The sequence below is a fragment of the Novosphingobium sp. 11B genome (genome assembly GCF_054589055.1).
Window position 1 is genome coordinate 1 of record NZ_BAAILP010000171.1, and the last position, 25995, is coordinate 25995.

A 25995-nucleotide genomic window follows, 5' to 3' on the forward strand; every position below is an offset into this window, starting at 1 on the left:
AGCGTAGCGAAGCAATCCAGGGCAGTTCGGCGCCGCTCTGGATTGCTTCGCTGCGCTCGCAATGACGCTTCAAGGTTTAGCTATCGTCAAAGCGTCCGGTCGAGGGTCGGGCTTTGCGCGGCCAGCGGCCCCAGCCTTCGCTGGGATGATGAGGTTTGTTTTGTGATGCTGGCCCTAATTCTTCCTGCGCATGAAAAAGGGCACGCGGGTCGCCCCGCGTGCCCTCTCAATCATGGCCTAGCCCGCCAGCAGGCTTGTCAGCCGTCGCCGGTGACGCCGTCGTCCTCATCCTCGACGCTGCTGACGAGGAGCTTGTCGATCTTGAGCCCGTCCATGTCGATGACTTCGAAACGCCAGCCCTGATCGGTGAAGTGCTCGCCCTCGCGTGGGACCTTGCGCAGTACGTGGAGCACCAGCCCTGCGAGGGTCGCGAAATCACGGTCCTCGGGCAGCGTGATGCCGAGGCGATCGGCCAGCGAATCGGCAGGCATGGCGCCGGAAACCAGCAGCGATCCGTCCTCGCGCTCGGTCACCATGGGCTCGTCGCCCTCGTCCTGGTGCGAGACGAAGTTGCCCGCCAGCGCCGCGAGAACGTCGGAGGGGGTCACCACGCCTTCGAGGTGGCCGTATTCGTCGTGGACCACAGCCATCGACACTTCGGCGGTCTGCAGCTTGCGCAGGGCATCCATGGCGTCGAGCTGGTCGGGGATGACCTCGGCCTTGCGCATCATCGCGCGGACCTCGACCGTCCGGCCCTCGACCAGCGCGGCGAGCACTTCCTTGACCTTGAGGATGCCGACCACGTTGTCTGGTGCGCCTTCGCCCGCCACCACCGGCAGCAGCGAGTGCGGCGAGGCGGCGATCTTGGCGCGCAGCTGGGTCTCGTCGGCGTCGGCGTCGATCCAGTCGATCTGGTTGCGCGGGGTCATCAGTTCGCGCACGGGACGCTCGGCGAGACGCATCACCCCGGTCATCATCGCGCGCTCCTCCTCCTCGATAACGCCGGTGCGGGTGGCCTCGGCGAAGATCATGTGGAGTTCCTCGGCGGTGAGACGCTCGGTATCGCCGCTGCGGATCGAGAACAGGCGCAGGATCAGGCCCGAGGACTTGTCGAGCAGCCAGACGAACGGGCCCATCGCCGTCGCCAGGATGCTCATCGGGCGGGCCATGACCAGCGCAACCGGCTCGGCCATGCGCAGGGCCAGTTGCTTGGGCACCAGTTCGCCGACGACGACGCTGGCGTATGTCGTGGCAATGATCACCAGCGCGAAACCCAGCTCGCCTGCGAAACGGACCGGCACGCCGAGCGTGGCGAGGCGATCGCCGACCGGCTGGCCGAGACTCGCGCCCGAATAAGCGCCCGCGATGATGCCTATGAGGGTGATGCCGATCTGTACCGTCGAGAGGAAGCGGCCCGGGTCGGCTGCCAGTTCCATCGCGGTCAGGGCGGCCCGGCTGCCCTTGTCGGCGGACATCTTGAGGCGCGGCGTGCGCGCGGAGACGATGGCCAGTTCGGACATCGAGAACAGGCCGTTCAGCAGAATCAGCCCGATGATGATGAGGACGTCGGTCCAGGGAAAGGGTGTCACAGTGCTTTCACCGCTAGCAGAGATTGTGCGCCGCGCGAAGAACCCGTGTTGGCCAAACGCCGCATGGCAACGCTTTGCAATGCGTCAGGCAACCTGTCGCGGGCCCGGGAACCGTAGGTAATGCTGTGTGTTGAAGGGCGCACAAGCCATTCGCCGTTCATGTTCACTACCGCACAGATGTCCGGTATAAGGGCACATCAAGAGGAAGGGACACCCAAGAGATGAAAAAATCGCGCCTGATCACTTCGGCCGCCGCGGTCTTCGCGCTGGTTTCGGTTTCCGCCTGCGTCACCGACCCGAACACCGGTGAGCGCAAGGTTTCGCGCACGGCGATCGGCGGTGCCGGCGGCGCGGGCCTCGGTTACCTGCTGGGCAGCGTCATCGGCGGCAAGACCGCGCGCATCGTCGGTGCCGGCATCGGCGGCGTCGCGGGCGGCGTCGTCGGCTACCAGATGGACAAGCAGATCAAGGAACTGAAGGAACAGACCGCCGGTTCGGGCATCGACGTCACCCAGCAGGGCGACGGCATTCTGGTGAACCTGCCGGACGTGACGTTCGCGGTGAATTCCACCGTCGTCAGCCCTTCGTTCCAGACCTCGCTCGACAAGGTCGCGCAGTCGATGGTGCAGTATCCGAACAGCCTCGTCGACGTCTACGGCCACACCGATTCGACCGGCTCGGCCGCCTACAACATGGACCTGTCGAAGCGCCGTGCCGATTCGGTGGCGCGCTACCTGATCAGCCGAGGCGTCTCGTCCTCGCGCATTCAGACGCAGGGCATGGGCATGAACTACCCGGTCGCCGACAACAACACGCCGGAGGGCCGCGCGCTCAACCGCCGTGTCGAGATCAAGATCACGCCGGTCACCACCGACGACGCCAGCTCGGCGAAGTAAGACCTTCCGCAGGAAGCGGGATCGGGGAAGGGGCCGGCGCGGAAAACCGCACCGGCCCCTTCTTCGTAACCACGTGATTTCCATAGAGTAACTTGAAACGCCGCAATATCGGCGTAGTCTGGCCGCGAACAGGGTTCGGGGGGACTTGATGCGTTTCAGGATTGTGGCGGCGGCGCTGGCGGCGTGGCTCTCGGTTACGCCCGCGCAGGCGGCCTGGACCGAGGCGTCGAGCGAACACTTCGTCATCTACGCCAACGATTCCGACAAGGACATCACCCGCTTTGCGCAGCAGCTTGAGCGGTATCACGCGGGGATGGCCTATGTGCTGGGCTCCAAAGTCGCCAAGCCCAGCCCGTCGAACCGGGTCACCGTCTATGTCGTGAAGAACACCCGCGAAGTGCGTGAGCTTCACGGCGGCGACAACAAGTTCGTCGGCGGTTTCTACGTGCCGAGGGCAGGGGGCTCGCTGGCGATCGTGCCCGCCGTGCAGAGCGGCAGCGGGCAAGTGACCTGGTCGATGATCGTGTTGCTGCACGAATATGCCCACCACTTCCTGATTTCCAGCAACGTCTCGGCCATGCCACGCTGGCTGAGCGAAGGGTCGGCGGAGTTTTTCGCCTCGGCCAAGTTCGAGGCGGACGGCGGGCTCTGGCTCGGCCGCCCCGCCAGTCACCGCGCGGGGGAACTGCTTTATGCGCAGGACGTCAAGGCGGCGGACCTGCTCGACCCAACCGATTACGACAAGCGCAAGCACACCAGCTACGACGCCTTCTACGGCAAGAGCTGGCTGCTCTATCATTACCTGACCTTTGGCGGCGATCGCAAAGGCCAGTTCACCCGCTACACCGAGCTGCTTGCCAATGGACGCGGCCAGCGCGCCGCAGCGCTGGAAGCTTTCGGCGACTTCGACAAGCTGGAAAAGGATCTCGATCATTACTTGCGGCAGCGGCGGATGACGGCGCTGACGCTCAAGCCGGAACTGCTGACGATCGGCCCGGTGTCGCTGCGCACGCTCTCGGCGGGGGAGGCGGAGATCATGCCGGTGCGCATCCGCTCGCGGCGCGGCGTGTCGAGCGAGGAAGCCGCGACGCTGCTGGTCGAGGCGCGGGCGATCGCGGCGAAGTATCCCGATGATGCAGCGGTGCTCGCCGCGCTGGCTGAGTGCGAATATGACGCCGGGCACGACAAGGAGGCCGTCGCCGCCGCCGATACCGCGATCAAGCGTGATCCCTCGCAAGTCAACGCCTACGTCCAGAAGGGCTATGCGCTGTTCCGCGAGGCTGAGGACAACAAGGGCGACGACAAGGAGCGCGCTGCCGCGTACAAGACGGCGCGGGCTCCCTTCATCGCGCTCAACCGGCTGGAGAACGACCACCCGCTGCCGCTGATCTACTTCTACCGCAGCTTCGTCGAGCAGGGAGAGCAACCTCCGAAACTCGCGGTCGACGGGCTGATCCGGGCAGTGGAACTGGCGCCCTTCGATCTGGGCCTGCGCATGACGCTCGGTACGACGCTGCTGCGGCTGGGTCGTTCCCCGGAAGCCCGCATCGTGCTGGGGCCGGTGGCGAACAACCCGCACGGCGGTGGCATGAGCACCTTCGCGCACAACCTGATCGAGCGGATGGCGAACGATCCCGCCTGGAAGGGTGAGGATATGGGCGAGGAAATGCCCAAGGACTCCGAGGGTGAGGGCGCCGAAGGGTCCTGAGAGGGTGCCGCAGCCGTTCGGTCAGACCGAATAGCGCCGCGCGCGATCTGCGAGTCGCTCGACCGCGGCAGCATGGATGCCATTCGAGGAAACCAGAACGCCGAATGCGCGGGGATCGCGTTTGTTGTAGTTGAGCGGCTGGCCGAAGGCGTCGGTCACCGAGGCGCCCGCCTCGCGTGCGATCAGTGCGGCAGCGGCGATGTCCCACTCGTAGCCCCAGCGCAGGGTCGCCAGAAGATCGGCGTCTCCGGCTGCGATCATGGCCATGCGCAGGGCGATCGAATTGGGCTGCTCGACAAGGGTGAGGTCGGCGTCCTCGGGAGCCAGCTTGAGGGCGGGTACGCGCGATCCGCCCAGCACCTCGCGTTCGCTTGCGGTGAGCCGGGCGCCGTTCAGCCATGCGCCCTTGCCCGCTTCGGCCGACCAGAACTCGCCGCCGTTGTCGCGGTTACGCACGGGGGCGAAGAGGTAGCCCAGCAATGGCCGCCGCGTGTTCACCAGCGCCACCGAAATCGCCCAGCCCTTGCGACCATGAATGTAGTCTCGGGTGCCGTCGATCGGATCGACCAGCCAGACCAGTTCATGGTCCTGCCGATCCTGCGTGTCGGCCGTCTCTTCCGAAAGCCATCCTGCCGCAGGCAGCAATGCGCGCAGTTCGCGCTTGAGGTAGGCATCGACCGCGAGATCGGCGGTGCAGACCGGGCTTCCCGGCGTCTTTTCCCACGATTCGAGCGCGTGCCCATCGCCCGGCCATCCGGCAAGGGCGATGCGTCCGGCCTCCCGGACGATGGCTTCGAGTCGCTTTCTGTCGATCATCGGGCGCGCTCCCGCATCAATTGCTATTGAGAACTGATATCAAATAAGGTCGATGAAATTCGACGTGGCTATGCATTTGCGCAGGCGCCGGGCCTTTTCAAGGGCGCCGGGATGTGCTTAGGCGGACGCCGAACATATGGCTACGGCGCCTTCCCCGGGAACCTCCAGCAGAAAGCGATTTGAGCGATGAACATTCACGAATATCAGGGCAAGGAACTCCTCGCGAAGTATGGCGTGGGCATTCCCGCCGGCATCGCCGCCCTCACCGTCGAAGAGGCAGTCGCCGCTGCCAAGCAGCTTCCCGGACCGCTCTACGTCGTCAAGGCGCAGATCCACGCAGGCGGCCGCGGCAAGGGCAAGTTCAAGGAACTCCCCGCCGACGCCAAGGGCGGCGTGCGTCTTGCCAAGTCGATCGAGGAAGTCGAGGCTTTCGCCAAGGAAATGCTCGGCAACACCCTCGTCACCATCCAGACCGGTGAAGCAGGCAAGCAGGTCAACCGTCTCTACGTGACCGACGGCGTCGACATCGACAAGGAATACTACCTGTCGATGCTCGTGGACCGCAAGACCGGCCGCGTCGCCATGATCGTGTCGACCGAAGGCGGCATGGACATCGAGGAAGTCGCCCACAACACGCCCGAGAAGATCACCACGATCACCATCGATCCGGCCGAAGGCTTCCAGGCGCACCATGGCCGCGCCGTCGCTTTCGCGCTGAAGCTGTCGGGTGACCTCAACAAGCAGGCCCAGAAGCTCGCCAAGCAGCTCTACACCGCGTTCATCGCGATGGACTGCGACATGGTCGAGATCAACCCGCTGGTCGAATCGAAGGGCGGCGAACTGCTCGTCCTCGACACCAAGATGAGCTTCGATTCGAACGCTCTCGCCCGTCACCCCGACATCTTCGCCCTGCGCGACGAGACCGAGGAAGACCCGGCCGAGATCGAAGCCTCGAAGTACGACTTGGCTTACATCAAGCTCGACGGCGACATCGGCTGCATGGTCAACGGCGCCGGCCTCGCCATGGCGACGATGGACATCATCAAGCTGAACGGCATGTTCCCGGCCAACTTCCTCGACGTCGGCGGCGGCGCCAACAAGGAGAAGGTGACCGCGGCGTTCAAGATCATTCTCGCGGACCCCGCCGTGAAGGGTATCCTCGTGAACATCTTCGGCGGCATCATGAAGTGCGACATCATCGCCGAGGGCATCGTTGCCGCGGCGAAGGAAGTGAACCTGCAGGTTCCGCTCGTCGTCCGCCTCGAAGGCACCAACGTCCAGCAGGGCAAGGACATCCTGGCCAACTCGGGCCTCGCGATCGTCCCCGCCAACGACCTGGGCGATGCCGCCAAGAAGATCGTCGCCGAAGTCCAGGCCGTCGCCTGATCCTTTCGGTGATGCGCATCATGCGCACGATCATATAGCGAATATTGAGACGGCGGGGGTTTCGCGACCCCCGCCGTTTCTGCATGTATGCGTTGCGCGAAGTTTCTCTTTTCCCGTCGCAAGCTCTTAGCGCTTTAGCGAGGCTTGACGTCGAGGCAGAGGAACGCGATAGCTCGCACTAGAATTTAATCGTGCGGTTAAATTTGCCGTCCCAGCAGTGAGAGGACAGATCGCAATGAAGATCATCGTGCCCGTTAAGCGGGTCATCGATTACAACGTGAAGCCGCGGGTCAAGGCCGACGGCACGGGCGTTGACCTTGCCAACGTCAAGATGAGCATGAACCCCTTCGACGAGATCGCCGTCGAGGAAGCCATCCGCCTCAAGGAAGCGGGCAAGGCCGAAGAGATCATCGCCGTCTCGGTCGGACCGGCGAAGGCGCAGGAAACCCTGCGTACCGCGCTCGCCATGGGCGCCGACCGCGCGATCCTGATCGAGACCGACGCCGAAGTCGAACCGCTGGCCGTGGCCAAGATCCTCAAGGCCATCGTGGCCGAAGAGAACCCCGGCCTCGTGATCCTCGGCAAGCAGGCGATCGACGACGATTCGAACCAGACCGGCCAGATGCTCGCCGCGCTGACCGGCCGTCCGCAGGGCACCTTCGCCTCGAAGGTCGATGTTGCCGGCGACTCGGTCTCCGTGACCCGCGAAGTCGATGGCGGGCTCGAGACGGTGAAGCTTGCGCTTCCCGCCATCGTCACCACCGACCTGCGCCTCAACGAGCCGCGCTACGCTTCGCTGCCCAACATCATGAAGGCGAAGAAGAAGCAGCTCGATGTGAAGTCGCCTGCCGACTACGGCGTCGACATCGCGCCGCGTCTCAAGACCCTCAAGGTCTCAGAGCCGCCCGTGCGTTCGGCCGGCATCAAGGTTGCCGACGTCGACGGCCTCGTCGCCAAGCTCAAGGAACTGGGAGTCGCATAATGAAGACGCTCGTTTGGGTCGAACACGACAACGCCTCCGTCAAGGACGCTACCCTCTCCGCCGTCACCGCTGCTGCCAAGCTGGGTGAAGTCCACCTCCTCGTCGCCGGTTCCGGCGCGCGCGCCGTGGCTGACGCCGCCGCGCAGATCGCCGGCGTGGGCAAGGTCCACTTCGCCGACGACGCGGCCTACGAGCACGCGCTGGCCGAGAACATCGCGCCGCTGATCGTGGACCTGATGGGTCACCACGACGCCTTCGTCGCGCCGGCCACCACCACCGGCAAGAACGTCGCCCCGCGCGTTGCCGCGCTGCTCGACGTTGCGCAGATCTCGGACATCCTCTCGGTCGAGGGCGAGAAGACCTTCACCCGTCCGATCTACGCGGGCAACGCCATCGCCACCGTCGAATCGAGCGATCCGAAGCTCGTCATCACCGTGCGCGGCACCGCCTTCGCCAAGGCCGAGGCCACTGGCGGCTCGGGCGTGGTCGAGGACGTGACGGGCGCCGGTGATGCGGGCCTCTCCAGCTTCGTGGGCGCGGAAATCGCCAAGTCGGAGCGTCCGGAGCTGACCAGCGCCAAGATCATTGTCTCGGGTGGCCGCGCGCTGAAGGACTCGGAGACCTTCGAGGCCACGATCATGCCGCTCGCCGACAAGCTGGGCGCCGCCGTCGGCGCTTCGCGCGCTGCGGTCGATGCGGGCTATGTGCCCAACGACTACCAGGTCGGCCAGACTGGCAAGATCGTGGCACCGGAAGTCTACATCGCGGTCGGTATCTCGGGCGCGATCCAGCACCTTGCGGGCATGAAGGACTCCAAGACCATCATCGCCATCAACAAGGACGAGGATGCCCCGATCTTCCAGGTGGCCGACGTGGGCCTCGTGGCGGACCTGTTCAGCGCGGTGCCGGAGCTTACCGGCAAGCTTTGAAATCTGAAAATTCCCGTCTGTCACAAATGCTTAACCCCCGGATGCAAATCCGGGGGTTATTTGCTGGGTATCGTGTGGATGTCAGTGCCTACACGATGTGCATGGTCGGGGGACGTTGCAATCATGAGGCATCGGAATTTTTGGGCTCTTCTTGCGATGCTCTGCGGGTTGACCGTCGGAACCTGCTGCCACGCCAAACCCAAAATCACGATGTTGCCCGCGATTTCGCAATGGTTGGTAGATTACCAGAAGACGAGTTGCGTCATGGTTCGACGCTTCGGTACCAGTAAAAGACCGGTTTTGCTGAGCATGAGGACATACGGCCCCGGTCGCGATTTCGAAGTTACCGTTGCAGGCGAGATCGCTGCACGGCTGCAGCAGGCGCCGCAATTCGGAATCGCCTATGGCCTCCACGAGCTTTCGTTTCCCAGTCTGCATCACAACGCACGCGCGGGCGCATACGGTCCCGCGGTTCTGTTTTCGAGTGCATTGGCTACCAAGAAGCACCGGCAGGTGGGGGGCTTCGCAGCCGAGCCGATGCCGGATTCTGATTTCGAGGCCACGGTCGATCGGATCAGTCTGGCGACGTCGCATCAGACATTCGTTCTCGACACCGGCAGTGTTCTTCCGGTGCTTTCCGCGCTGCGGACTTGCACCGACGCGCTGGTGCGGAGTTGGGGCCTTGACCCAGCCGAGCAGGCCGAGCTTACGTGTCGCCCTAAAGTGGCGGACAAAAAAATGGATATCCGAGATACTCAAGGATTTCCCGTCTGAACTCGAATATCAGGGCAAGGATGGACGCCTGAACTTGCGCGTCATGGTGGACAAGGCCGGACAACCGACGCAGTGCGAAACGGTAAACGCCTTCAGGAACGCCAAATTCAATACTAAAGTTTGCGAAATAGTAATCGGCAAGGCCAGATTCGAGCCCGCGCTTGATAGCAACGGTCAGCCTGTCGCCTCGTTCTTTTCAGGCAGTATCGTATACGTTAACTGACGCCGTACTCAGCGGCCGCCAGGCAAGCGCTCGAACAGCATGAGCATCGTATCGTCGCTGACATCCGCGCCGTAGCGCGCGAAGCCGAGGGCCGCCGCGACGCGTTCCGACGCCGCATTGCCCTCCTCGATCATGCAGGCGATGCGTTTTGGACCATGCGCCCGGTCGAACCAGCCGAGCACGGCCTCCATCACTTCACCCGCCACGCGCTTGCCCCACCAGTCGCGGCGGACGATCCAGCCCGCCTCGGGAACGTCGTCCATGCCGACATCGTGGCCGAAGCCACGCCACGAATGGAAGACACCGCATGCAGCGATGATGCTGTCTGCGCCATGCGGACGCACCATGAAGGTGCCGTAGCCATAGAGCATCCACGACCCCGCATTCCGCATCAGGCGGTCGAACTGCGGCTGCCGTTCGGCTGAAGCAGGGCCGAGGTAGCGGCGGGTTTCCTCGTCGTCGATCAGGGCGCAGAGCTGGGGCAGATCGCTCGCCACCGGGCGCCACAAGTCGAAACGGTCGGTTGTCAGCAGTGGTCCATCGGTCATAGCAGCCGATCGATCGCATGGATGCATAGGCCGAACAAGCCACCCACCAGCGTGCCGTTGATGCGGATGAACTGCAGGTCGCGGCCGACTGCGCCTTCGAGGCGGTTGCTGATCGTGCGGGCGTCCCAGCGCTTCACGGTGCCCGAGACGAGGCCGACGATCTCCTCGCCATAGCGCGCGGTGACGCCCACCAGCGTGCGGCGCGCGAAGCGGTTGATCTGGGCCTGCAGGCGCGGATCGCCCTGCAGTGCGGTGCCCAGTTCGCCGAGCATGGTCGTCAGTTGCCCCGCCAGCGCCGCGTCGGGATTGCGGGCGGCGTCGATCAGCTTGCGGCGCAGGCGTTCCCAGACCGACTGCCACCACTGGCCGACGGCAGGATTGGCGATCAGTTCACGCTTGGCGTTCTCTACCCGCTCTCGCGTTTCCGGATCGTTGACGAGGCGGTCGGCGAGGCTTTCCAGCATCTGCTCGACCTTGAGCTTCAGCGGATGGTCCGGCTGGACGATCATCTCGGCGAGCAGCTTGTAGAGGCCGTCGAGCACCGAATTGGCGATGCGGGTGTCGAGGCCGGTCAGGCGCAGCAGGCTGTGGGCGCGCTCGCGGATCATGGCGCGTACCATCTCCTCGTTCGCCTCCAGAGCCTCGCCCACCCAGCGCACCGAGCCTTCGACGAGCGGCAGGTGGCGGCGGTCGGCGATCATCGCGCTCAGCATCTGGCCGAGCAGGGGGGCGACTTCCACCCGCTCCAACTGGCGTGCGAGCCCGGACCGGACCTGGTTGCCGAGCCGTTCGGGATCGAGCGATTCGAGCACGTCGGCGATCAGGTTCGCCGCGCCCGCGCGGATGCGCGATTGGCCGCCGCGTCCCGGGTCAGCAAGGAAAGTGCCGGCGGCGGCCGCGAAGTTGAAGGCGTTCACGCGCCGCGCGACGACTTGCGGGGTGAGGAAGTTGTTGCGCAGGAACGTCGCCATCGAATCGGCGATGCGGTCCTTGTTCTCCGGAATGATCGCCGTGTGCGGGATCGGCAGGCCGAGTGGACGGCGGAACAGCGCGGTTACCGCGAACCAGTCCGCGAGGCCGCCGACCATCGCCGCCTCGGTGAAGGCGATGGCGTACCCCCATGCCGGGTGCGTGCCTGCAACCTTGTGGAGCACGACGAAGGCGACACCCATCGCCAGCAGCAGCCCGGTCGCGAACAGGCGCATCCGGCGGCCTCGATCAATGCCGATGCCCGTCAGCGGTATACCGGCATTCCGGCGGCCCAATGGCAGCAAGCTGGCCCCTTCCTTACTCGGCCGGGTGCGCGTGAGTGGGCGTCCCGGCGTGGTGCTGATCGGGGTCGTAGGTCAGCAGCGACTTGCGCAGCTTCGGCCCGACCCGCTTCTCGAAACCATCGGCGAGGCTGAAGGCTGCAGGCACGATCACCAGCGTGAGCAGGGTGGAGAGCAGGAGCCCGCCGATCACCGTCACGCCCATCGGCGCACGGAATGCGCCGTCGCCCGAGATCGACAGCGCGGTCGGCACCATGCCCGCGGTCATCGCCACGGTGGTCATGACGATCGGCTGCGCGCGCTTGTGCCCGGCGTCCATGATGGCGGTGAGCTTGTCGACGCCCTTGCTCATCTCCTCGATCGCGAAGTCGATCAGCAGGATGGAGTTCTTGGCGACGATGCCCAGCAGCATCAGGATGCCGATGTAGACCGGCATCGAGATGGGCTGCCCGGCGACGGTCAGCGCCAGCATGCCGCCCAGCGGCGCCAGCAGTAGCGAGGCCATGTTCACCAGCGGCGAGACGAAGCGCTTGTAGAGCAGCACCAGCACCGCGAAGACCAGGAAGATGCCCGAGATGACGGCGGTGACGAAGTTGGTGATCATCTCCGCCTGCCACTTGTCCTCGCCGACGGGGGCGTTGGAGACGCCCATCGGCAGGTTCTTCATGATCGGCAGGTTCTGGATCTGCGTCATGATCGGCCCCTTGACCTGCCCTTCGCCGAGGTCGGCGCCGACGAAGATACGGCGCGACTGGTTGTAGCGCTGGATCTGCGTGGGGCCGGCGCCGAAGCGGATTTCCGCGACGCGCTTCAGGGGCACGGTGCCACCGCTGACGGTGGAGACCGGCAGGTTCTCGATCGTCGAGAAATCGCGGCGCGAGGTGCGGTCGAGGATCACGCGGATTGGCACCTGGCGGTCGCTCAGCGAGAACTTAGCGGCATTCTGGTCGATCTCGCCCAGCGTTGCGATGCGGATCGTCTGGCTGAGAGCGGACGTCGTAACGCCAAGCTGCGCGGCAAGGTCGGGGCGCGGCACGATCAGCAGTTCGGGGCGCTGCAGGTCGGCGGCGATGCGCGGGGCAACGACGCCGGGGATCGCGCGCATCTGCTCCACGAGGGTCTGCGCGGTCTTGTTGAGCAGTTCGGAATCGCTGCCCGACAGCATGATCGACAAGTCGCGGCCCGAACCGAACCCGCCCGACTGCGAGGCGAAGCTGACGCGCGCATCGGCGACGTCCTGCAGTTGCGGGGCCATGCGGCGCTCGAATTCGATGCTGGTCGCCTCGCGCTCCTTGGCGGGCTTGAGGGCGATGTAGAGCGTGCCGGAACCTTCGCCCGCGAACTGCAGCACGCGCTCGACCTCGGGCTGCTTTTCAAGCAGGCGCGAGACGCGGCCGCCGATTAACTCGGACTGTTCGAGCGTAGTGCCGGGCACCAGTTCGATCTTGACCTCGCTGGTGTCGTTGTTGGTGCTGGGCTGGAACTGCTGCGGCAGGCCCGCGAGCAGCGCGAACGTGACGACGAGGGCGTAGACCGATGCGCAGAAGGCATAGAAGCGGTGGTCGTGCATGCGCGCGATCACGCGGTCGGTGTAATAGCGATACCAGCGCCCAAGCGCCCCCATCGCGCTCGCCAGCAGCCGGAACAGTTTGCCCAGCAGCCAGATCGCCACGGGAATGGCGAGCGGGGAGAGGATTGCGGCGATCACGAAGGCGGCGCCCTTGAGGCCGATCTTGGTGATGCCGGTCTGCAGGGTCGTGAACAGCAGTCCGGATGCGGCGAGCCCGGCGGCGATCAGCAGGATGAACGCGATCGTGGCAACTACGGCGTAGGCGGGGTGGAAGGGCTGGCGCACCAGCGCGGCCTTGCGGCGATGCGCCTCGGTGCTGTCGAGCGTCCACGCGAGGATCTTCATGTAGACGTCCATCGCCTTGCCGCCGCCGTGCTCGGCATGGCCGTGCGCCTTGAGGAAGTAGGCCGCGACCATCGGCGTGATCACGCGCGCAACCGCAAGGCTCATCAGCACCGCGACCACGACGGTCAGGCCGAACGCCTTGAAGAACTGCCCCGGAATGCCCGGCATCAGGCCTACCGGCAGGAACACCGCGACGATCGAGAAGGTGGTCGCGACGACCGCGAGGCCGATCTCGTCGGCGGCGTCGATCGAGGCCTGGTAGGCGCTCTTGCCCATGCGCATGTGGCGCACGATGTTCTCGATCTCGACGATGGCGTCGTCGACCAGCACACCCGCGACAAGGCTGAGCGCGAGGAGCGAGAGGAAGTTCAGCGTGAAGCCCAGCAGGTCCATGAACCAGAAGGTCGGGATCGCCGAAAGCGGGATCGCCAGCGCCGAGATCATCGTCGCGCGCCAGTCGCGCAGGAACAGGAAGACGATGACGATGGCCAGCACCGCGCCTTCGACCAGCGCCTCCATCGAGGAGGTGTACTGGCCGCGCGTGTAGTCCACCTGCGAGAACAGGCGGGTCAGGTGGATGTCGGGGTGGGACTTCTGGATTTCCTTCAGCTTCTCCATCGCCGCGTCGTAGACGGCGACGTCGGAGGCGCCGCGCGCGCGCTCGAACCCGAAAGTGACGACTTCGCGGCCGTTGACGCGGGCGATGTCGGTCTGCTCGGAGAAGCCGTCATGGACGCTGGCGACGTCGGTGAGCTTCACCGAACGACCGTTGCCGAGGTTGATGCGCTTCTGCGAGAGGTCGTAGGCGGTCTGGGCATTGCCCAGCACGCGCACGGACTGGCGCGATCCGGCGATCTCCGCCTGACCGCCCGCGGCATCGACGTTGACCTGCCGCAGCACGTTGTTGAGCGCCTCGGCGCTGACGCCCAGCGCCTGCATGCGCTGGGGATCGACGACGACGCGGATCTCGCGGTTGACGCCGCCGTCGCGGCTGACGGTCGCCATGCCCTCTACCCCGAGCAGAGTCTTGGCGATGGTGTCGTCGACGAACCAGCTGAGTTGCTCGATCGTCATGTCGTCGGCGCGCACCGCGAAGTAGGCGAGCGAGCCGCCGCCGCCGGACTCGATCTTTTGGACCTGCGGTTCGAGAATGCCGTCGGGCAACTGGCCGCGTACCTGGTCGACCGCGTTCTTCACCTGCTGGGTCGCGACATCGACGTTGGTGCCGACGGAGAAGAACACCAGTGTGGTCGAGCGGCCTTCCGAGGCGGTTGACTGGATTTCCTCGACACCAGGGATCGAACGGACCGAGCCTTCGACGATCTGGGTGATCTGCGTCTCGATCTCGGTCGGGGCGGCGCCGGGCTGCGAGACGCCGATGTGGACGCCCGGAAACTCGACGTCCGGCATGTTGTTCACGTCCATTCGGTTGAACGAGACGATGCCGGCGATCATCAGGCCGATGAAGAAGACGATCGGGATGATCGGATTGCGGATCGACCAGGCCGAGATGTTGCGCATGGGTTCGGCTCGCCCGTTACTTGCCGGAAACTGGGGTCGCAGCGGCGGGGCGCGGCTTGACCTTGTCCCCGTCGTTGAGGAAGCCGCCCGCGCGCATCACGATCTTCTCGTCGCCATTGAGGCCCGAGGTGACGGTGATGCCCGTCGCGGTGACGAGGCCGGTCTTCACCGCCTGCCGGTGGACGCGATCGTCCTTGCCGACGACATAGACGAACGCGCCCTTGGCATCGTTCTGGATCGCGGATTCGGGCAGCATCGGTGCGACGACCGTGCCGCTTTCGATCACGGCGGTGGCGAAGCCGCCCGGACGCAGCGCCGGGTCGTACTTGAGCGCGATGCGCGCGGTGCCCTGGCGGGTGGTGTTGTCGATGGTGGGCGCGAGCTGCCAGACCTGCCCGGTGAAGCTCCTGCCCGAGCCGACCGGCGTGACGTTGGCGGTGACGCCGACGTGCAGCTTGGCAAGGTCGTCCTCCGAGAGCAGCGCCAGCAGTTCCATCTCGCCGTCGCGGGCAAGGTTGAACAGCACGCCGCTGCCGCCGCTCACCACCTGGCCGACCTCGACGTTGCGTGCGAGCACGAGGCCCGAGGCGGGGGCGACGATGTTGAGCCGCGCATTCTGCGCCTGCAACTGGCCGAGCGTGGCGCGGGCCACGCCGACGCGGGCAGCCGCGGCATCGCGGGTCGCGGTCAGCTGGTCGATGTCGGCCTTGGAGATGAAGCCGCGATCGACGAGCTTGAGGCCGCGATCGAGGTTGGCCTGTGCGAGCCGGGCATCGGCCTCTGCCACGCGGACCTGCGCGGACTGGCTGGCGGCGGACTGGACCTGCACCGAACGGTCGATCACCGCGAGGACCTGGCCCTTTTCGACCCAGTCGCCCGCATCGACGCGCACTTCGCGCACTTCGCCGCCTTCGCCGACCGAACCCACCGGCATCGCGCGGCGTGCAGCGAGCGATCCGGTGCCGGTGATTTCCCCGGCAACGCTGGAGCGGCCCGGCACGACGACCGAGACGACGGGAACCTGCGTGGTATCTGCACCGGCGGCATCGGCCGCGTCGCCCTTGTGGAGCACGAACCACAGCGCGGCCGCCAGCAGCACGACGGTGACGATGACGAGCACGATCACCCGGCGCGAGCGACGGTCCAGGGCATCGTCCCTGTCGAGCGAGGTGCCCGTCGCGTCGAAGACGTGAGGTTCGTCTGCCTGCCCGCCGACCTGAGAGGGGCCGGCTTCAATCTTGCCATCGTAGTTCATCTGTTCACCGCACGCATGCACGCGCCCCCGGGCGGCGTGCTCTCCCGCCGCATCGTCCGCCCTTGTGCCTGTATTCAGGCGGGGCTGCCGATATGGCTTAAACCGCTGGATTCATATACTCGCGGGAACAGGGTGGCAACGCGAACCGGGTTTCACGTCGACAGGCATCGACGAACGACTTCATTGCGCCAGTCTGGCCAGGTAAATGCGTTTTATTGCGTCGGAACGTGAAAAGGCGACCGTGAAGATGCTCCACGGCCGCCTTTGGACTTGGTTGACGAAGTTAGAGAGTGCTCAGAACTTCTGCTGGCGCTCGTAGAGATCGCGATAGTGTTGGATTCGTGTCACACGCAGGCCCTGCATGCCCGAACGATCGACGGCGCGCTGCCACGAGGCGAATTCCTCGAGCGTGAGGCAATAGCGCTCGCAGACTTCGTCGATCGTCAGCAGGCCGCCGTTGACGGCGGCGACGACTTCGGCCTTGCGGCGCACGACCCAGCGCGTGGTGTTTGGGGGGGGGAGGTCGGCAACCGTCAGCGGCTCGCCGAGCGGGCCGATCACCTGTGCCGGACGGATTTTCTGGTTCTCGATCATCTTTACCCTCGTTCGCCGCTATCGTTCACATCGGCGACTGGAGAATCCTTGCCTCCAACGGGCTTGCCATTGCTTGAAGCATCAAGGTTAACGTTTCTTGAGCATTCTTCGTAAGCATTAAGAGCCGAGGCGGCGCACCCGTCGAAGCTGCCGCGCAGCCGAAGCCGCGTGGCTGCCGCGTCCTCTCCCAGCACACCGAGCCGGTCGTGCGTGGCGAAGAGGCGGGAGCGCAGCGCCTGCCAGTCGATCATTGCGGGATCGGCGGGGAGGTGCCCTTCGGAAAGCCCGTCGCAGCCCGGAACCGCAGGTATCCCTGCGGTGCGACCCGGAGCGTCCCCTGTATCGGGGGTCATGTGATGTGGTGCGACGTTCATGATGCAGGCCCTATAACCCGCAGGTGGTCAAGGGATCGTAAAAGCCGTTTTTACCCTTTCTTCACGATGGGAAAGGGGGCGAAAAAGGCGGAGGATAGGAATCCGGCGCGCTTGGCTGTATGTGCGCCCCCACCATGACCGCGTTTTCCGATCTTCTTTCCGGGCTCGACCCCGCCGAACTGTTCCAACTTGCCGAGCCTGTGTCCGCCCGCCGCATCGTCGTGGCCATGTCAGGGGGCGTGGACAGTTCGGTCGTCGCCGCTCTTGCCGCCGCGAGCGGGGCGGAAGTCATCGGCGTAACCCTTCAACTCTACGACTACGGCGCCGCGACCGGCCGCAAGGGCGCGTGCTGCGCCGGCGACGACATCCGCGACGCGCGCGCGGTCGCCGACCGCCTAGGCATCGCCCACTACGTCTTCGATCACGAGAGCGCCTTCCGCGAGGAAGTGGTCGAGCGCTTCGCCGACGACTACCTCGCCGGGCGCACGCCGATCCCCTGCATTCGCTGCAACATGGGACCGAAGTTCACCGACCTGCTGACGATGGCGCGCGAACTGGGGGCGGACTGCCTCGCCACCGGCCACTACGTGCGCCGGGTGATGGGCGCGGCGGGTTCGGAACTGCACCGCGCCCTCGATCCGGCGCGCGACCAGAGCTACTTCCTTTACGGCACCACCGAGAAGCAGCTGGATTTCCTGCGCTTTCCTCTCGGCGGCCTGCCCAAGACCGAGACGCGCCGTCTGGCCGAAGCGGCGGGCCTGCGCGTCGCCGCCAAGCCCGACAGCCAGGACATCTGCTTCGTGCCCGATGGCGACTACGCCAAGATCGTCCGCGCGGTCCGTCCCGAGGGCGAGGCACCGGGCGAGATCGTCCATGCCGAGACCGGCGCGGTGCTCGGCAGCCATCGCGGCGTCATCCACTACACCGTGGGCCAGCGCCGGGGCCTCGAGATCGGCGGCCAGCCCGAGCCGCTCTACGTCACCGGCATAGAGGCGGAAACCCGGCAGGTCCGCGTCGGCCCGCGCCGCCTGCTGGCGACCGCCTCGGCACGGCTGGTGGAGACCAATCGCATCGGCCCGATTCCCGATGCACCGCTGACCGCCAAGGTCCGCTCGCTGGCCAAGCCGGTGCCGATCGTGCTCGACGGCCCGCTGGGCGAGGGCGCGGACACGACGATCCGCTTCGCTGCGCCCGAATACGGCGTAGCGCCGGGTCAGGCGGCGGTTATCTATGCCGGGGAGCGGGTGATCGGCGGCGGCTGGATCGATTCTACCGAGAGTGCGGCGTAAAGGCCCCCCGCTGCGAGTAGGCGATAAATCGCCAACTCTCGCGGCCTCCCTCCTTCGACAAGCTCAGGATGAGCGGGAGCGTGAAACGCTGCGCTCTCATTCCCCTCCCGCTTGCGGGAGGGGGCAGGGGTGGGCAAACCCCCTCAGTCCTGCCACGGCTCCAACCGGCACCCGCGCGCGGGATCGAAATCCGCGCTCTGCTTCGCCAGCAGCGGCACCGAGGCCCTGACCGTGCGCGTATCGGCGTCCTCCGACAGCGATACCCAGCGCCCGGCGCCCGCGAGTCCCGCCACCTTGAGATCGCCCTCGCACAAGTCCATCGGCCGCTGCGATACGAACCGGCAGACGCAGCCGATCCGTGCGCCATAGGCGGCGCCGACCAGCGCTTCCTCACGCAAGCCGCGCCACATCCAGCCGAGCCCCAGTACGGCGGCCAGCAGCACGAGCAGGATCACGTTGCGCTTCCACCGCGAGGGCTGCCGCGTCGGGTAGGCCCCGCCTGCGGCCTTGTCCCCCGGTCCGGGTTGCCCGGATGTTGCCATTCTCAAACGCCTCGCACATGACCGGCGCGCCATGTCGGTGCGCCGTCCCCCCCTTATCGCCGCGATGCTGATGCTGCCAGCCCTGTGGGGCTGCGGCTCCGGCGCGCCCGAAGGACCGCCGCCGCCGAGCACCGAATCGCTCGCCGCGATCAAGGATGCTGGCGGCGCCCCGCGCGAATCGCTGGGGCGGACCATCGACCGCCTGTTCGACGACGAGGCGGTGGGCAAAACCGACGCCCTCGTCATTCTCAAGCGCGGCTCGGTCGTGGTCGAGCGCTACGGCGAGGGCGTTAAGCCCGATTCGCGCCTTCCCGGCTGGTCGGCTGGCCAGTGCGTGACCGCGCTGATGATCGGCCAACTGGTCAGCGACGGCCGCCTGCGCCTCAACGAATCGGCGCCTGTGCCTGAATGGCAGCGCCCGGGTGACCCACGCGGCGTCATCACCTTGCGCCAGCTCCTGCAGATGCGCTCGGGCCTGCGCCACGTTGAGACGACCAGCGCCGGAACCGGCCGAATCGAGGACGAATCGGACCGCATGCGCATGCTGTTCCTCGATGGCCGCGACGACATGGCCTCCTATGCCGAGGCGCAGCCGCTCGAGGCCCCGGCGGGCAAGATCTTCGTGCATTCCTCGGCCAGCGCGGTGATCCTTTCGGACCTCGCCGCACGCGTACTCTCGCCCGATCACGATGCGCTGCGGCGGCGGGCGGCGGTGAGCGACTACTTACGCAACCGCGTGCTGCAGCCGATCGGGCTGGGCTCGGCGATCGTCGGGTACGACCGGGCGGGTACGATGATCGGCTCGGGCATGATCGCCATGACCGCGCGCGACTGGGGCAATCTGGGCGAGTTCATCCGCCACACCGGCTCGGTCGGCGGCGCGCAGATCCTGCCGCGCCGCTGGATGCAGTTCATGCTGGAACCAAGCCCGCGCGAGCCGGGCTATGGTGCCGGCGTGTGGCTCAATCGCGGGGAGGCGAGCGACGGCGCCCGCCTTTGGCCCGGTGCGGCGGAGAAGGACGTCTTCGCGTGCCTGGGGGACTATGGGCAGTTCGTGATCGGCTCGCCCGGGCAATTGCTGACGGTCGTGCGCATCGGCCACAGCGACCCGGCGCAAGCGCGCGAGGTGCATGACCGGCTGGGCGCGTTGCTGGCACTGTTTCCGAAGAATTGAGGTGCGGGCGGGGTGCCCACCCCGCTGCGACTAAGGCCTGCGGCCTAAATCTCGCTGGCCCTCCCGCTTGCGGGAGGGGAAAGAGCGTCAGCCCTCCCGTTTGCGGGAGGGCCGGGAGGCTTGAGAGCGAAGCGAACTAGCCGGACGGGGTGGGGCCTGAAGGCCTCAGACCGTGAAACTCTCGCCGCAGCCGCACGCGCCCTTGGCATTCGGATTGTTGAACACGAACCCGGCGGTGAAATCGTCCTCCACCCAGTCCATCGTGCTACCCACGAGGTACAGCACCGAGGCGCCGTCGATGTAGAACAGGCCGCCGGGGGTCTCGATCTTCTCGTCGAACTTAGCTTCCTCGGTCACGTAGTCGACCGAGTAGGCGAGGCCCGAGCAGCCCCGGCGCGGGGTGGACAGCTTCACGCCGATCGCGCCTTCAGGGGCCTCGCCCATCAGCTTGGCGATGCGGGTTTCCGCGTTCGGCGTCAGGATGACGGCGGCGGGGCGGGCAGGGCGGGTCTTGGTGGTGGTGTCGGTCATGAGAGCCTCTTCTGCCAGAACAGCGCGTGTCCGGTTTCGGGGTCGAGCTGGTAGTCGCCGTAGCCCAGCGATGCGTAGAGTTCCTTGGCGCGCTGGTTCCCGCTCAGCACTTCGAGCGTGATCTTGCAGGCGCCGCGCGTACGGGCCTCGACCTCGATCGCGGCGAACAGGGCGCGGGCGATGCCCTTGCCGCGATGGCCGGGGGCGACGGCGATGTCGTGGATGTTGACCAAAGGGCGCGCCGCGAAGGTCGAGAAGCCGGTGAAGCAGTTGGCGATGCCCACGGCCTCACCGTCTAGCCGCGCGAGCAGCACGAAGGCGCCGGGCACTTGCGCCAGAGCCGGCACCAGCCGTTCGCGCACGTCGTCGGAAAGCGGTTCGCCACCACCCATCGGATCGCGCGCATAGACGTCGAGCATCGCCACGATCGCCGCCGCGTCGGCAGGATCGGCGAAGTCGGCGCGCGTGATCACAAGGTCAGGGGCGAGGGTATCGCTCACAGCATTCCCAGTTCCAGCTTGGCCTCGTCGGTCATCTTGGCCATGTCCCACGGCGGATCCCAGACGAGGTTCACTTCGCAGTCGCGCACGCCGGGTACGGCGGAAACGCGCAGTTCCACTTCGCCCGGCATCGATTCGGCAACCGGGCAGTGCGGGGTGGTGAGCGTCATGATGACCTGCACCGAGGCTTCAGGCGAAACCTCGACGCCGTAGATCAGTCCGAGGTCGTAGATGTTCACCGGGATCTCGGGGTCGAAGATCTCCTTCAGCGCATCGATCACGCCGTCGTAGATCGCACCGCCCGGGTCGGCCGGATCGATGGCCTGTGGCTTTTCGGCGAGGAACCCGTCGAGATAGTCGCGCTTGCGTTCCTCGGGCGGGGGCACGGCATCGTCCACGCGCGCACGCGGGGCGGGGGGAGCCGCATCGACTTCCTCTACGCTGAATGCAGGCTTCTGGTCACTCATCCGAAAATTCTCCTGGTGCGCTCGATCCCTTTCAGGAGCGCCTCGATATCGCTTTCATCGCTGTAGAGACCGAAGCTGGCCCGCGCCGTCGCGGGGACGCCAAGGTGTTCCATCAGCGGCTGGGCACAGTGGTGCCCGGCGCGGATCGCCACGCCTTCTTCGTCCAATATGGTGCCGAGGTCGTGCGGATGCACCCCGTCGAGCGCAAAACTGACGATGCCGAGCGAATCGTCCGGCCCGAACAGCGTCACATCGTTACGCTTGCGCAGTTCGCTGCGCAGCAGGACAGCAAGATCGCGCTCGTGCTTTTCGGCGCGGTTCAGGCCGATGGCGGCAAGCCAGTCCATCGCGGCGGCCATGCCGATGGCCTCGACGATGTTGGGTGTGCCCGCCTCGAACCGCTGCGGCGCGGGGGCGTAAGTGGTCTTCTCGAAGGTGACCTTGTCGATCATCGAGCCGCCGCCCTGCCAGGGCTGCATGCCGTCGAGAATCTCCTTGCGCGCCCAGAGCACGCCGATCCCGGTCGGGCCATAGAGCTTGTGCGCAGAGAAGGCGTAGAAGTCGCAGTCGAACGCCTTGACGTCGAGCGCGAGGCGAGGCGCGGCCTGGCAGCCGTCGATCAGCAGCTTCGCGCCGACCGCATGCGCCAGCTTCGCGGCGTGTTCCACGTGGAGCACCGAGCCCAGCACGTTCGACACGTGGGCGCAGGCGACCAGCTTGTGCGCGGGCGTCAGGATGCGCTCGGCGGCTTCGAGATCGATCCGTCCTTCGGCGTCGAGCGGGCAGACGTCGATCTCCACGCCGTTGCGCAGCAGCTGCCAGGGCACGATGTTGGAGTGGTGCTCCAGCATCGAGAGCAGGATGCGGTCGCCCGCCTTGAGATTGGCGGCGGCCCAGCTCTGCGCGACGAGGTTGATCGATTCGGTCGCGCCGCGCGTGAAGACGATCTCGTCTTCCTCGGCGTTCAGGAACGCGGCGGTGCGGCGGCGGGCCGCCTCGAACGCCAGCGTCATGTCGGCCGAGCGTGCGTAGACGCCGCGATGCACGGTCGCATAGTCGCGGCCCATCGCGGCGACGGTGGCGTCGATCACCGCTTGCGGCTTCTGCGCGGTGGCGGCGGTGTCGAGGTAGTGCCAGTCACCCGCCAGACCCGGGAACTGGCTCTTGAGCGCGAGTTCTGCGGTGTCGAGCCTCACAGGATCGCCTCCAGACGGGCGATCGCCGCTGCGCTCAGTTCCTCTTCGCCCGCCGCGCCGGTGAAGGCTTCAGCGATGAAGGCCTGCAGCATCAGGCGCTTGGCCTGCGGCGGGGTGAGGCCACGGCTCATCAGGTAGAACAGGCCCTGCGCGTCGAGTTCGCCCACCGCGCAGCCATGCGCGGCCTTGACGTCGTCGGCGTAGATTTCCAGTTCCGGGCGCGCATTGGCGGTCGCCGTACGCTCCAGCAGCATGGCGCGCACCGACTGCTCGGCATCGGTGCCGTCGGCGCCGCGCTCCACCGCGATGCGGCCGAGGTAGGTGCCGACCGACTTGCCTGCCAGCACCGTCCGCACGATCTGCTCGGAGGTGGCGTTGAGGCCCGCGTGGGTCACTTCGGTGACGATTTCCAGCGTCTCCTCAGCCGTAGCCAGCTGCGCCGCGCCCAGCGTGAAGTCGGCGCCTTCGGCCAGCCGTACGTCCACCGCGATGCGGCCATAGGCCGGCCCGGCGGTCAGCACGCGAAGATCGAACTTCGCGCCCTTGCCGAGCGTGATGGCGATGTGGCGGGCGACGGCTCCGGCACCGGTCTCGACGATCTGAAGCGTCTGCTCCGCGCCTTCGGCGACCACGATCTCCTCGGTCACGATCGGCCAGACAGTGCCCAGCGCCGCGATGTCGGAGTAGCGGAAGTCCTCGTGCCTGCGGGTGGGGAGGGCCAGTTCGACGTTCATGCCGCCTCCTGCACCACCGCCTCGTAGCCCTCTTCCTCAAGGCGCAGGGCGAGGTCGGGGCCGCCCGACTTGACGATGCGCCCGGCGGCGAGGACGTGGACGAAGTCCGGCTTCACGTAGTCCAGCAGGCGCTGGTAGTGGGTGATCAGCAGCACGGCCTTGTCGGGCGCGCGCATGATCGCATTGATGCCTTCGCCGCAGATGCGCAGCGCGTCGATGTCGAGGCCGGAGTCGGTCTCGTCGAGGATCGCCAGCTTCGGGTTCAGGATGCCCATCTGCACCATCTCGGCGCGCTTCTTCTCACCGCCTGAGAAGCCGACGTTCACAGGGCGCTTGAGCATGTCCATGTCCATGCGCAGCAGGCCCGCCTTTTCCTTGGCGAGCTTGAGGAATTCGCCGCCCGAAAGCGGTTCTTCGCCGCGCCCCTTGCGCTGGGCGTTGGCCGCCTCGCGCAGGAACTGGACGAAGGAGACGCCGGGAATCTCGACCGGGTACTGGAAGCCCAGGAACAGGCCGGCGGCAGCGCGCTCGTGCGGTTCGAGTTCGAGCAGGTCCTGGCCTGCGAAATCCACCGAACCACCGGTCACTTCATAGCCCGGACGGCCGCCCAGCGTGTAGCCCAGCGTCGACTTGCCCGCGCCGTTGGGGCCCATGATCGCGTGGATCTCGCCGGGATTGATGGTGAGCGACAGACCCTTGAGGATCGGCTTGTCGGCGACGTTTGCTGTCAGGTTATCGATCTTGAGCATGGCTTATCCTTCGTCGCTCACGAACGTCCCTGCCGGACGCGAGCCAGCCTTCTTGCGCGCGGAGCGCTTGTCGAAGGGCACGTTGAGTTCGGTGTTGATTTCGCGGACCACGGTATCGACCTGGCCGAGCACTTCCTCTTCCGAGAAGCGCAGCACGCGGATGCCGACTTCGGTGAGCTTGCGGTCCTGCAGTTCGTTGACGTCGGGATTGGAATCCTCGGCGCTCAGCTGGATCACGATCCAGCGCGAGGGGCAGGCGAAATCGACGATCGCCGAGCCGACGATCGACTGCCGCGTGAACTTCACCCCGCCCAGCTGCGAGCCGGACAGCTTCGCCCACAGCGCCTTCTGCGCCTCGCTGGGGTTGCGGCGCTGGTCCTTGGCGCGCTCCTTCAGCGTTTCGAGGCGCGTGCCGGTGACGGCGAAGCTGGCCTTGGCGTCTGCCTTCGGCCCGTTGGAGGCGAGGCTGATGCCCAAAGTCTTGCGGGCGGCGGTCATGGTTTCTGGTCCTTCGTTATTCATGTCGGGGGAGGGGGGTCAGCCCACGCTCCCCTCAAGGCTGATGCCCAGCAGCTTCTGCGCTTCCACCGCGAATTCCATCGGCAGCTGCTGCAGCACTTCCTTGGCGAAGCCGTTGACGATCAGTGCCACCGCCTGTTCGGTGTCGAGGCCGCGCTGCATGGCGTAGAACAGCTGGTCGTCGCTGATCTTGCTGGTGGTCGCCTCGTGCTCGATCTGGGCGCTGGGGTTGCGCACTTCGATATAGGGCACCGTATGCGCGCCGCACTCCTTGCCGAGCAGCAGCGAATCGCACTGGGTGAAGTTGCGCACATTGTCGGCGTTCGCACCTACGCGCACGAGGCCGCGATAAGTGTTGTTGCTCTTGCCTGCCGAGATGCCCTTGGAGATGATCGTCGAGCGGCTGCCTTTGCCGTTGTGGATCATCTTGGTGCCGGTATCGGCCTGCTGGTAGTTATTGGTGACGGCCACCGAGTAGAACTCGCCCACCGAATCCTCGCCGTTGAGGACGCAGCTGGGGTACTTCCACGTCACGGCAGAGCCGGTTTCCACCTGGGTCCAGCTGATCTTCGAACGCGCGCCCTGGCAAAGCCCGCGCTTGGTGACGAAGTTGTAGATGCCGCCCTTGCCGTTGGCATCACCCGGATACCAGTTCTGGACGGTGGAGTACTTGATCTCCGCATCCTCCATGGCGACCAGCTCGACCACGGCGGCGTGAAGCTGGTTTTCGTCGCGCATCGGGGCGGTGCAGCCTTCGAGGTACGAGACGTAGCTGCCCTTTTCGGCCACGATCAGGGTGCGCTCGAACTGGCCGGTGTTCTCCGCGTTGATGCGGAAATAGGTGCTCAGCTCCATTGGGCAGCGCACGCCCTCGGGGATGTAGACGAAGGTGCCGTCCGAAAAGACCGCGCAGTTCAGCGCCGCGAAGTAGTTGTCATGGACGGGCACGACGCGGCCCAGCCACTTCTTCACGAGTTCCGGGAATTCGCGGATCGCCTCGGAGATCGAGCGGAAGATGACACCCGCCTGTTCCAGCTCCTTGCGGAAGGTGGTGGCGACCGAGACCGAATCGAACACCGCGTCCACCGCGACCTTGCGTGCGCCTTCGACGCCGGCGAGCACTTTCTGCTCCTCCAGCGGAATGCCCAGCTTTTCGTAGACGCGCAGGATCTCGGGATCGACCTCGTCGAGGCTGGCCAGCGCATCTTTCTTCTTGGGCGCGGCCCAATAGTAAGATTCCTGGTAGTCGATCGGCGGAATATCGAGCTTCGCCCAGTCCGGCGGCGTCATTTCCAGCCACTTTGCGTAAGCCTTCAGGCGCCAGTCGAGCATCCACTCCGGCTCGTCCTTCTTGGCCGAGATGAAGCGGATGGTGTCTTCCGACAGTCCCTTGGGACCGTATTCCTGCTCGATGTCCGAGGACCAGCCATGCTCGTACTCGGCGACGCGGGCGGCGGCTTCGCGCGCGGCCTGATCGCGTTCTGGCGCGATGGGGAGGGTTTCTTCGGTCATC

26 protein-coding genes are annotated in these 25995 nt (G+C 66.0%); 9 read left to right on the plus strand and 17 right to left on the minus strand.

Annotated features, from left to right (window positions below):
• Positions 1-257: 257 nt before the first annotated feature.
• Positions 258-1589, minus strand: a complete 1332-nt coding sequence (locus tag ACYPYD_RS15815; protein WP_069708599.1) for a hemolysin family protein — start codon at positions 1587-1589, stop codon at positions 258-260.
• Positions 1590-1810: 221 nt separating this feature from the next.
• On the opposite strand from ACYPYD_RS15815, the gene ACYPYD_RS15820 reads away from it, so the two are divergent.
• Both ACYPYD_RS15820 and ACYPYD_RS15825 read left to right on the plus strand, forming a co-directional pair.
• The gene (locus tag ACYPYD_RS15820) at positions 1811-2485 is read left to right on the plus strand and encodes an OmpA family protein (protein ID WP_008832505.1); all 675 of its coding nucleotides are present in this window, start codon (positions 1811-1813) and stop codon (positions 2483-2485) included.
• Positions 2486-2633: 148 nt separating this feature from the next.
• Positions 2634-4193 (plus strand): DUF1570 domain-containing protein, encoded by a 1560-nt coding sequence (locus ACYPYD_RS15825; RefSeq protein ID WP_459664128.1) that lies wholly within the window; start codon positions 2634-2636, stop codon positions 4191-4193.
• 21 nt (positions 4194-4214) lie between these two features.
• Here the strand turns inward: ACYPYD_RS15825 and ACYPYD_RS15830 are convergent, their stop codons facing one another.
• The gene (locus ACYPYD_RS15830; protein ID WP_008829362.1) at positions 4215-5009 is read right to left on the minus strand and encodes a 3'(2'),5'-bisphosphate nucleotidase CysQ; all 795 of its coding nucleotides are present in this window, start codon (positions 5007-5009) and stop codon (positions 4215-4217) included.
• A 186-nt stretch (positions 5010-5195) separates the two neighbouring features.
• Here ACYPYD_RS15830 and sucC point away from each other — a divergent pair, with 186 nt between their 5' ends.
• The 5 genes from sucC (at position 5196) to ACYPYD_RS15855 (ending at position 9303) form a co-directional block, all read left to right on the plus strand.
• On the plus strand, positions 5196-6395 hold the full coding sequence (gene sucC / locus ACYPYD_RS15835) for an ADP-forming succinate--CoA ligase subunit beta (protein ID WP_008829363.1): 1200 nt from the start codon (positions 5196-5198) through the stop codon (positions 6393-6395).
• Between the two features lie 235 nt (positions 6396-6630).
• Complete coding sequence (locus ACYPYD_RS15840) at positions 6631-7377, plus strand: electron transfer flavoprotein subunit beta/FixA family protein (protein ID WP_036525687.1); 747 nt, start codon at positions 6631-6633, stop codon at positions 7375-7377.
• Positions 7377-8306: an electron transfer flavoprotein subunit alpha/FixB family protein gene (locus ACYPYD_RS15845; protein WP_211150724.1), complete on the plus strand. Its 930-nt coding sequence runs from the start codon at positions 7377-7379 to the stop codon at positions 8304-8306. Before ACYPYD_RS15840 ends, ACYPYD_RS15845 begins: the two co-directional genes overlap by 1 nt.
• Before the next feature lie 168 nt (positions 8307-8474).
• Complete coding sequence (locus ACYPYD_RS15850; protein WP_459664129.1) at positions 8475-9080, plus strand: hypothetical protein; 606 nt, start codon at positions 8475-8477, stop codon at positions 9078-9080.
• 43 nt (positions 9081-9123) lie between these two features.
• On the plus strand, positions 9124-9303 hold the full coding sequence (locus ACYPYD_RS15855) for a hypothetical protein (RefSeq protein ID WP_459664130.1): 180 nt from the start codon (positions 9124-9126) through the stop codon (positions 9301-9303).
• Positions 9304-9311: 8 nt separating this feature from the next.
• Here the strand turns inward: ACYPYD_RS15855 and ACYPYD_RS15860 are convergent, their stop codons facing one another.
• The 6 genes from ACYPYD_RS15860 to ACYPYD_RS15885 all read right to left on the minus strand — a co-directional run bounded on the left by ACYPYD_RS15860 (position 9312) and on the right by ACYPYD_RS15885 (position 16658).
• Positions 9312-9851, minus strand: a complete 540-nt coding sequence (locus ACYPYD_RS15860) for a GNAT family N-acetyltransferase (protein ID WP_459664132.1) — start codon at positions 9849-9851, stop codon at positions 9312-9314.
• On the minus strand, positions 9848-11056 hold the full coding sequence (locus ACYPYD_RS15865; protein ID WP_459664134.1) for a DUF445 domain-containing protein: 1209 nt from the start codon (positions 11054-11056) through the stop codon (positions 9848-9850). The genes ACYPYD_RS15860 and ACYPYD_RS15865 overlap by 4 nt, the downstream gene beginning before the upstream one ends.
• Before the next feature lie 82 nt (positions 11057-11138).
• Positions 11139-14558, minus strand: a complete 3420-nt coding sequence (locus ACYPYD_RS15870; RefSeq protein WP_459664136.1) for an efflux RND transporter permease subunit — start codon at positions 14556-14558, stop codon at positions 11139-11141.
• 16 nt (positions 14559-14574) lie between these two features.
• The gene (locus ACYPYD_RS15875) at positions 14575-15813 is read right to left on the minus strand and encodes an efflux RND transporter periplasmic adaptor subunit (RefSeq protein ID WP_211150721.1); all 1239 of its coding nucleotides are present in this window, start codon (positions 15811-15813) and stop codon (positions 14575-14577) included.
• Between the two features lie 294 nt (positions 15814-16107).
• Positions 16108-16407 carry a CtrA inhibitor SciP gene (gene sciP / locus ACYPYD_RS15880; protein ID WP_008829371.1) on the minus strand — a complete coding sequence of 100 codons (300 nt, stop codon included), beginning with the start codon at positions 16405-16407 and terminating at the stop codon, positions 16108-16110.
• 2 nt (positions 16408-16409) lie between these two features.
• The gene (locus ACYPYD_RS15885) at positions 16410-16658 is read right to left on the minus strand and encodes a hypothetical protein (protein ID WP_008829372.1); all 249 of its coding nucleotides are present in this window, start codon (positions 16656-16658) and stop codon (positions 16410-16412) included.
• A gap of 257 nt (positions 16659-16915) precedes the next feature.
• On the opposite strand from ACYPYD_RS15885, the gene mnmA reads away from it, so the two are divergent.
• The gene (mnmA, locus tag ACYPYD_RS15890; protein WP_211150720.1) at positions 16916-18070 is read left to right on the plus strand and encodes a tRNA 2-thiouridine(34) synthase MnmA; all 1155 of its coding nucleotides are present in this window, start codon (positions 16916-16918) and stop codon (positions 18068-18070) included.
• 143 nt (positions 18071-18213) lie between these two features.
• Here mnmA and ACYPYD_RS15895 read toward each other — a convergent pair whose 3' ends face one another.
• A complete protein-coding gene (locus ACYPYD_RS15895) occupies positions 18214-18612 on the minus strand; it encodes a hypothetical protein (RefSeq protein WP_008829374.1) in 399 nt (132 codons plus the stop codon).
• 31 nt (positions 18613-18643) lie between these two features.
• On the opposite strand from ACYPYD_RS15895, the gene ACYPYD_RS15900 reads away from it, so the two are divergent.
• The gene (locus ACYPYD_RS15900) at positions 18644-19786 is read left to right on the plus strand and encodes a serine hydrolase domain-containing protein (RefSeq protein WP_008829375.1); all 1143 of its coding nucleotides are present in this window, start codon (positions 18644-18646) and stop codon (positions 19784-19786) included.
• Positions 19787-19951: 165 nt separating this feature from the next.
• Here ACYPYD_RS15900 and ACYPYD_RS15905 read toward each other — a convergent pair whose 3' ends face one another.
• The 8 genes from ACYPYD_RS15905 to sufB are packed head-to-tail and all read right to left on the minus strand — an operon-like array spanning position 19952 to position 25994.
• The gene (locus ACYPYD_RS15905; protein WP_069708586.1) at positions 19952-20317 is read right to left on the minus strand and encodes a HesB/IscA family protein; all 366 of its coding nucleotides are present in this window, start codon (positions 20315-20317) and stop codon (positions 19952-19954) included.
• Positions 20314-20817, minus strand: coding sequence for a GNAT family N-acetyltransferase (locus ACYPYD_RS15910; protein ID WP_008829377.1), 504 nt, complete (start codon positions 20815-20817; stop codon positions 20314-20316). Before ACYPYD_RS15910 ends, ACYPYD_RS15905 begins: the two co-directional genes overlap by 4 nt.
• Positions 20814-21284 carry an SUF system Fe-S cluster assembly protein gene (locus tag ACYPYD_RS15915; RefSeq protein WP_008829378.1) on the minus strand — a complete coding sequence of 157 codons (471 nt, stop codon included), beginning with the start codon at positions 21282-21284 and terminating at the stop codon, positions 20814-20816. The genes ACYPYD_RS15910 and ACYPYD_RS15915 overlap by 4 nt, the downstream gene beginning before the upstream one ends.
• Positions 21281-22480 carry an aminotransferase class V-fold PLP-dependent enzyme gene (locus ACYPYD_RS15920; RefSeq protein ID WP_459664137.1) on the minus strand — a complete coding sequence of 400 codons (1200 nt, stop codon included), beginning with the start codon at positions 22478-22480 and terminating at the stop codon, positions 21281-21283. Before ACYPYD_RS15920 ends, ACYPYD_RS15915 begins: the two co-directional genes overlap by 4 nt.
• On the minus strand, positions 22477-23214 hold the full coding sequence (locus ACYPYD_RS15925; protein ID WP_069708583.1) for a SufD family Fe-S cluster assembly protein: 738 nt from the start codon (positions 23212-23214) through the stop codon (positions 22477-22479). The genes ACYPYD_RS15920 and ACYPYD_RS15925 overlap by 4 nt, the downstream gene beginning before the upstream one ends.
• Entirely contained in the window at positions 23211-23963 is a 753-nt protein-coding gene (gene sufC, locus ACYPYD_RS15930; RefSeq protein ID WP_036525708.1) for a Fe-S cluster assembly ATPase SufC, read from the minus strand. The genes ACYPYD_RS15925 and sufC overlap by 4 nt, the downstream gene beginning before the upstream one ends.
• A 3-nt stretch (positions 23964-23966) precedes the next feature.
• Entirely contained in the window at positions 23967-24461 is a 495-nt protein-coding gene (locus tag ACYPYD_RS15935) for an endonuclease domain-containing protein (RefSeq protein ID WP_069709257.1), read from the minus strand.
• A 39-nt stretch (positions 24462-24500) separates the two neighbouring features.
• Positions 24501-25994, minus strand: coding sequence for a Fe-S cluster assembly protein SufB (gene sufB / locus ACYPYD_RS15940; protein ID WP_459664139.1), 1494 nt, complete (start codon positions 25992-25994; stop codon positions 24501-24503).
• Position 25995 lies beyond the last annotated feature (1 nt).

What these genes read in the sequence shown, in the direction of transcription:
- ACYPYD_RS15935 (WP_069709257.1), bottom strand. Translation starts at nt 24,461, where the DNA reads ATGACCGCCGCCCGCAAGACTTTGGGCATCAGCCTCGCCTCCAACGGG.
- ACYPYD_RS15875 (WP_211150721.1), bottom strand. Translation starts at nt 15,813, where the DNA reads ATGAACTACGATGGCAAGATTGAAGCCGGCCCCTCTCAGGTCGGCGGG.
- ACYPYD_RS15900 (WP_008829375.1), top strand. Translation starts at nt 18,644, where the DNA reads ATGTCGGTGCGCCGTCCCCCCCTTATCGCCGCGATGCTGATGCTGCCA.
- ACYPYD_RS15865 (WP_459664134.1), bottom strand. Translation starts at nt 11,056, where the DNA reads ATGCGCCTGTTCGCGACCGGGCTGCTGCTGGCGATGGGTGTCGCCTTC.
- mnmA (WP_211150720.1), top strand. Translation starts at nt 16,916, where the DNA reads ATGACCGCGTTTTCCGATCTTCTTTCCGGGCTCGACCCCGCCGAACTG.
- ACYPYD_RS15860 (WP_459664132.1), bottom strand. Translation starts at nt 9,851, where the DNA reads ATGACCGATGGACCACTGCTGACAACCGACCGTTTCGACTTGTGGCGC.
- sufB (WP_459664139.1), bottom strand. Translation starts at nt 25,994, where the DNA reads ATGACCGAAGAAACCCTCCCCATCGCGCCAGAACGCGATCAGGCCGCG.
- ACYPYD_RS15905 (WP_069708586.1), bottom strand. Translation starts at nt 20,317, where the DNA reads ATGACCGACACCACCACCAAGACCCGCCCTGCCCGCCCCGCCGCCGTC.
- sciP (WP_008829371.1), bottom strand. Translation starts at nt 16,407, where the DNA reads ATGATCGAGAACCAGAAAATCCGTCCGGCACAGGTGATCGGCCCGCTC.
- ACYPYD_RS15825 (WP_459664128.1), top strand. Translation starts at nt 2,634, where the DNA reads ATGCGTTTCAGGATTGTGGCGGCGGCGCTGGCGGCGTGGCTCTCGGTT.
- ACYPYD_RS15895 (WP_008829374.1), bottom strand. Translation starts at nt 18,612, where the DNA reads ATGGCAACATCCGGGCAACCCGGACCGGGGGACAAGGCCGCAGGCGGG.
- ACYPYD_RS15830 (WP_008829362.1), bottom strand. Translation starts at nt 5,009, where the DNA reads ATGATCGACAGAAAGCGACTCGAAGCCATCGTCCGGGAGGCCGGACGC.
- ACYPYD_RS15915 (WP_008829378.1), bottom strand. Translation starts at nt 21,284, where the DNA reads ATGAGTGACCAGAAGCCTGCATTCAGCGTAGAGGAAGTCGATGCGGCT.
- ACYPYD_RS15870 (WP_459664136.1), bottom strand. Translation starts at nt 14,558, where the DNA reads ATGCGCAACATCTCGGCCTGGTCGATCCGCAATCCGATCATCCCGATC.
- ACYPYD_RS15820 (WP_008832505.1), top strand. Translation starts at nt 1,811, where the DNA reads ATGAAAAAATCGCGCCTGATCACTTCGGCCGCCGCGGTCTTCGCGCTG.
- ACYPYD_RS15840 (WP_036525687.1), top strand. Translation starts at nt 6,631, where the DNA reads ATGAAGATCATCGTGCCCGTTAAGCGGGTCATCGATTACAACGTGAAG.
- ACYPYD_RS15885 (WP_008829372.1), bottom strand. Translation starts at nt 16,658, where the DNA reads ATGATCGACTGGCAGGCGCTGCGCTCCCGCCTCTTCGCCACGCACGAC.
- ACYPYD_RS15845 (WP_211150724.1), top strand. Translation starts at nt 7,377, where the DNA reads ATGAAGACGCTCGTTTGGGTCGAACACGACAACGCCTCCGTCAAGGAC.
- ACYPYD_RS15855 (WP_459664130.1), top strand. Translation starts at nt 9,124, where the DNA reads ATGGTGGACAAGGCCGGACAACCGACGCAGTGCGAAACGGTAAACGCC.
- ACYPYD_RS15925 (WP_069708583.1), bottom strand. Translation starts at nt 23,214, where the DNA reads ATGAACGTCGAACTGGCCCTCCCCACCCGCAGGCACGAGGACTTCCGC.
- sufC (WP_036525708.1), bottom strand. Translation starts at nt 23,963, where the DNA reads ATGCTCAAGATCGATAACCTGACAGCAAACGTCGCCGACAAGCCGATC.
- sucC (WP_008829363.1), top strand. Translation starts at nt 5,196, where the DNA reads ATGAACATTCACGAATATCAGGGCAAGGAACTCCTCGCGAAGTATGGC.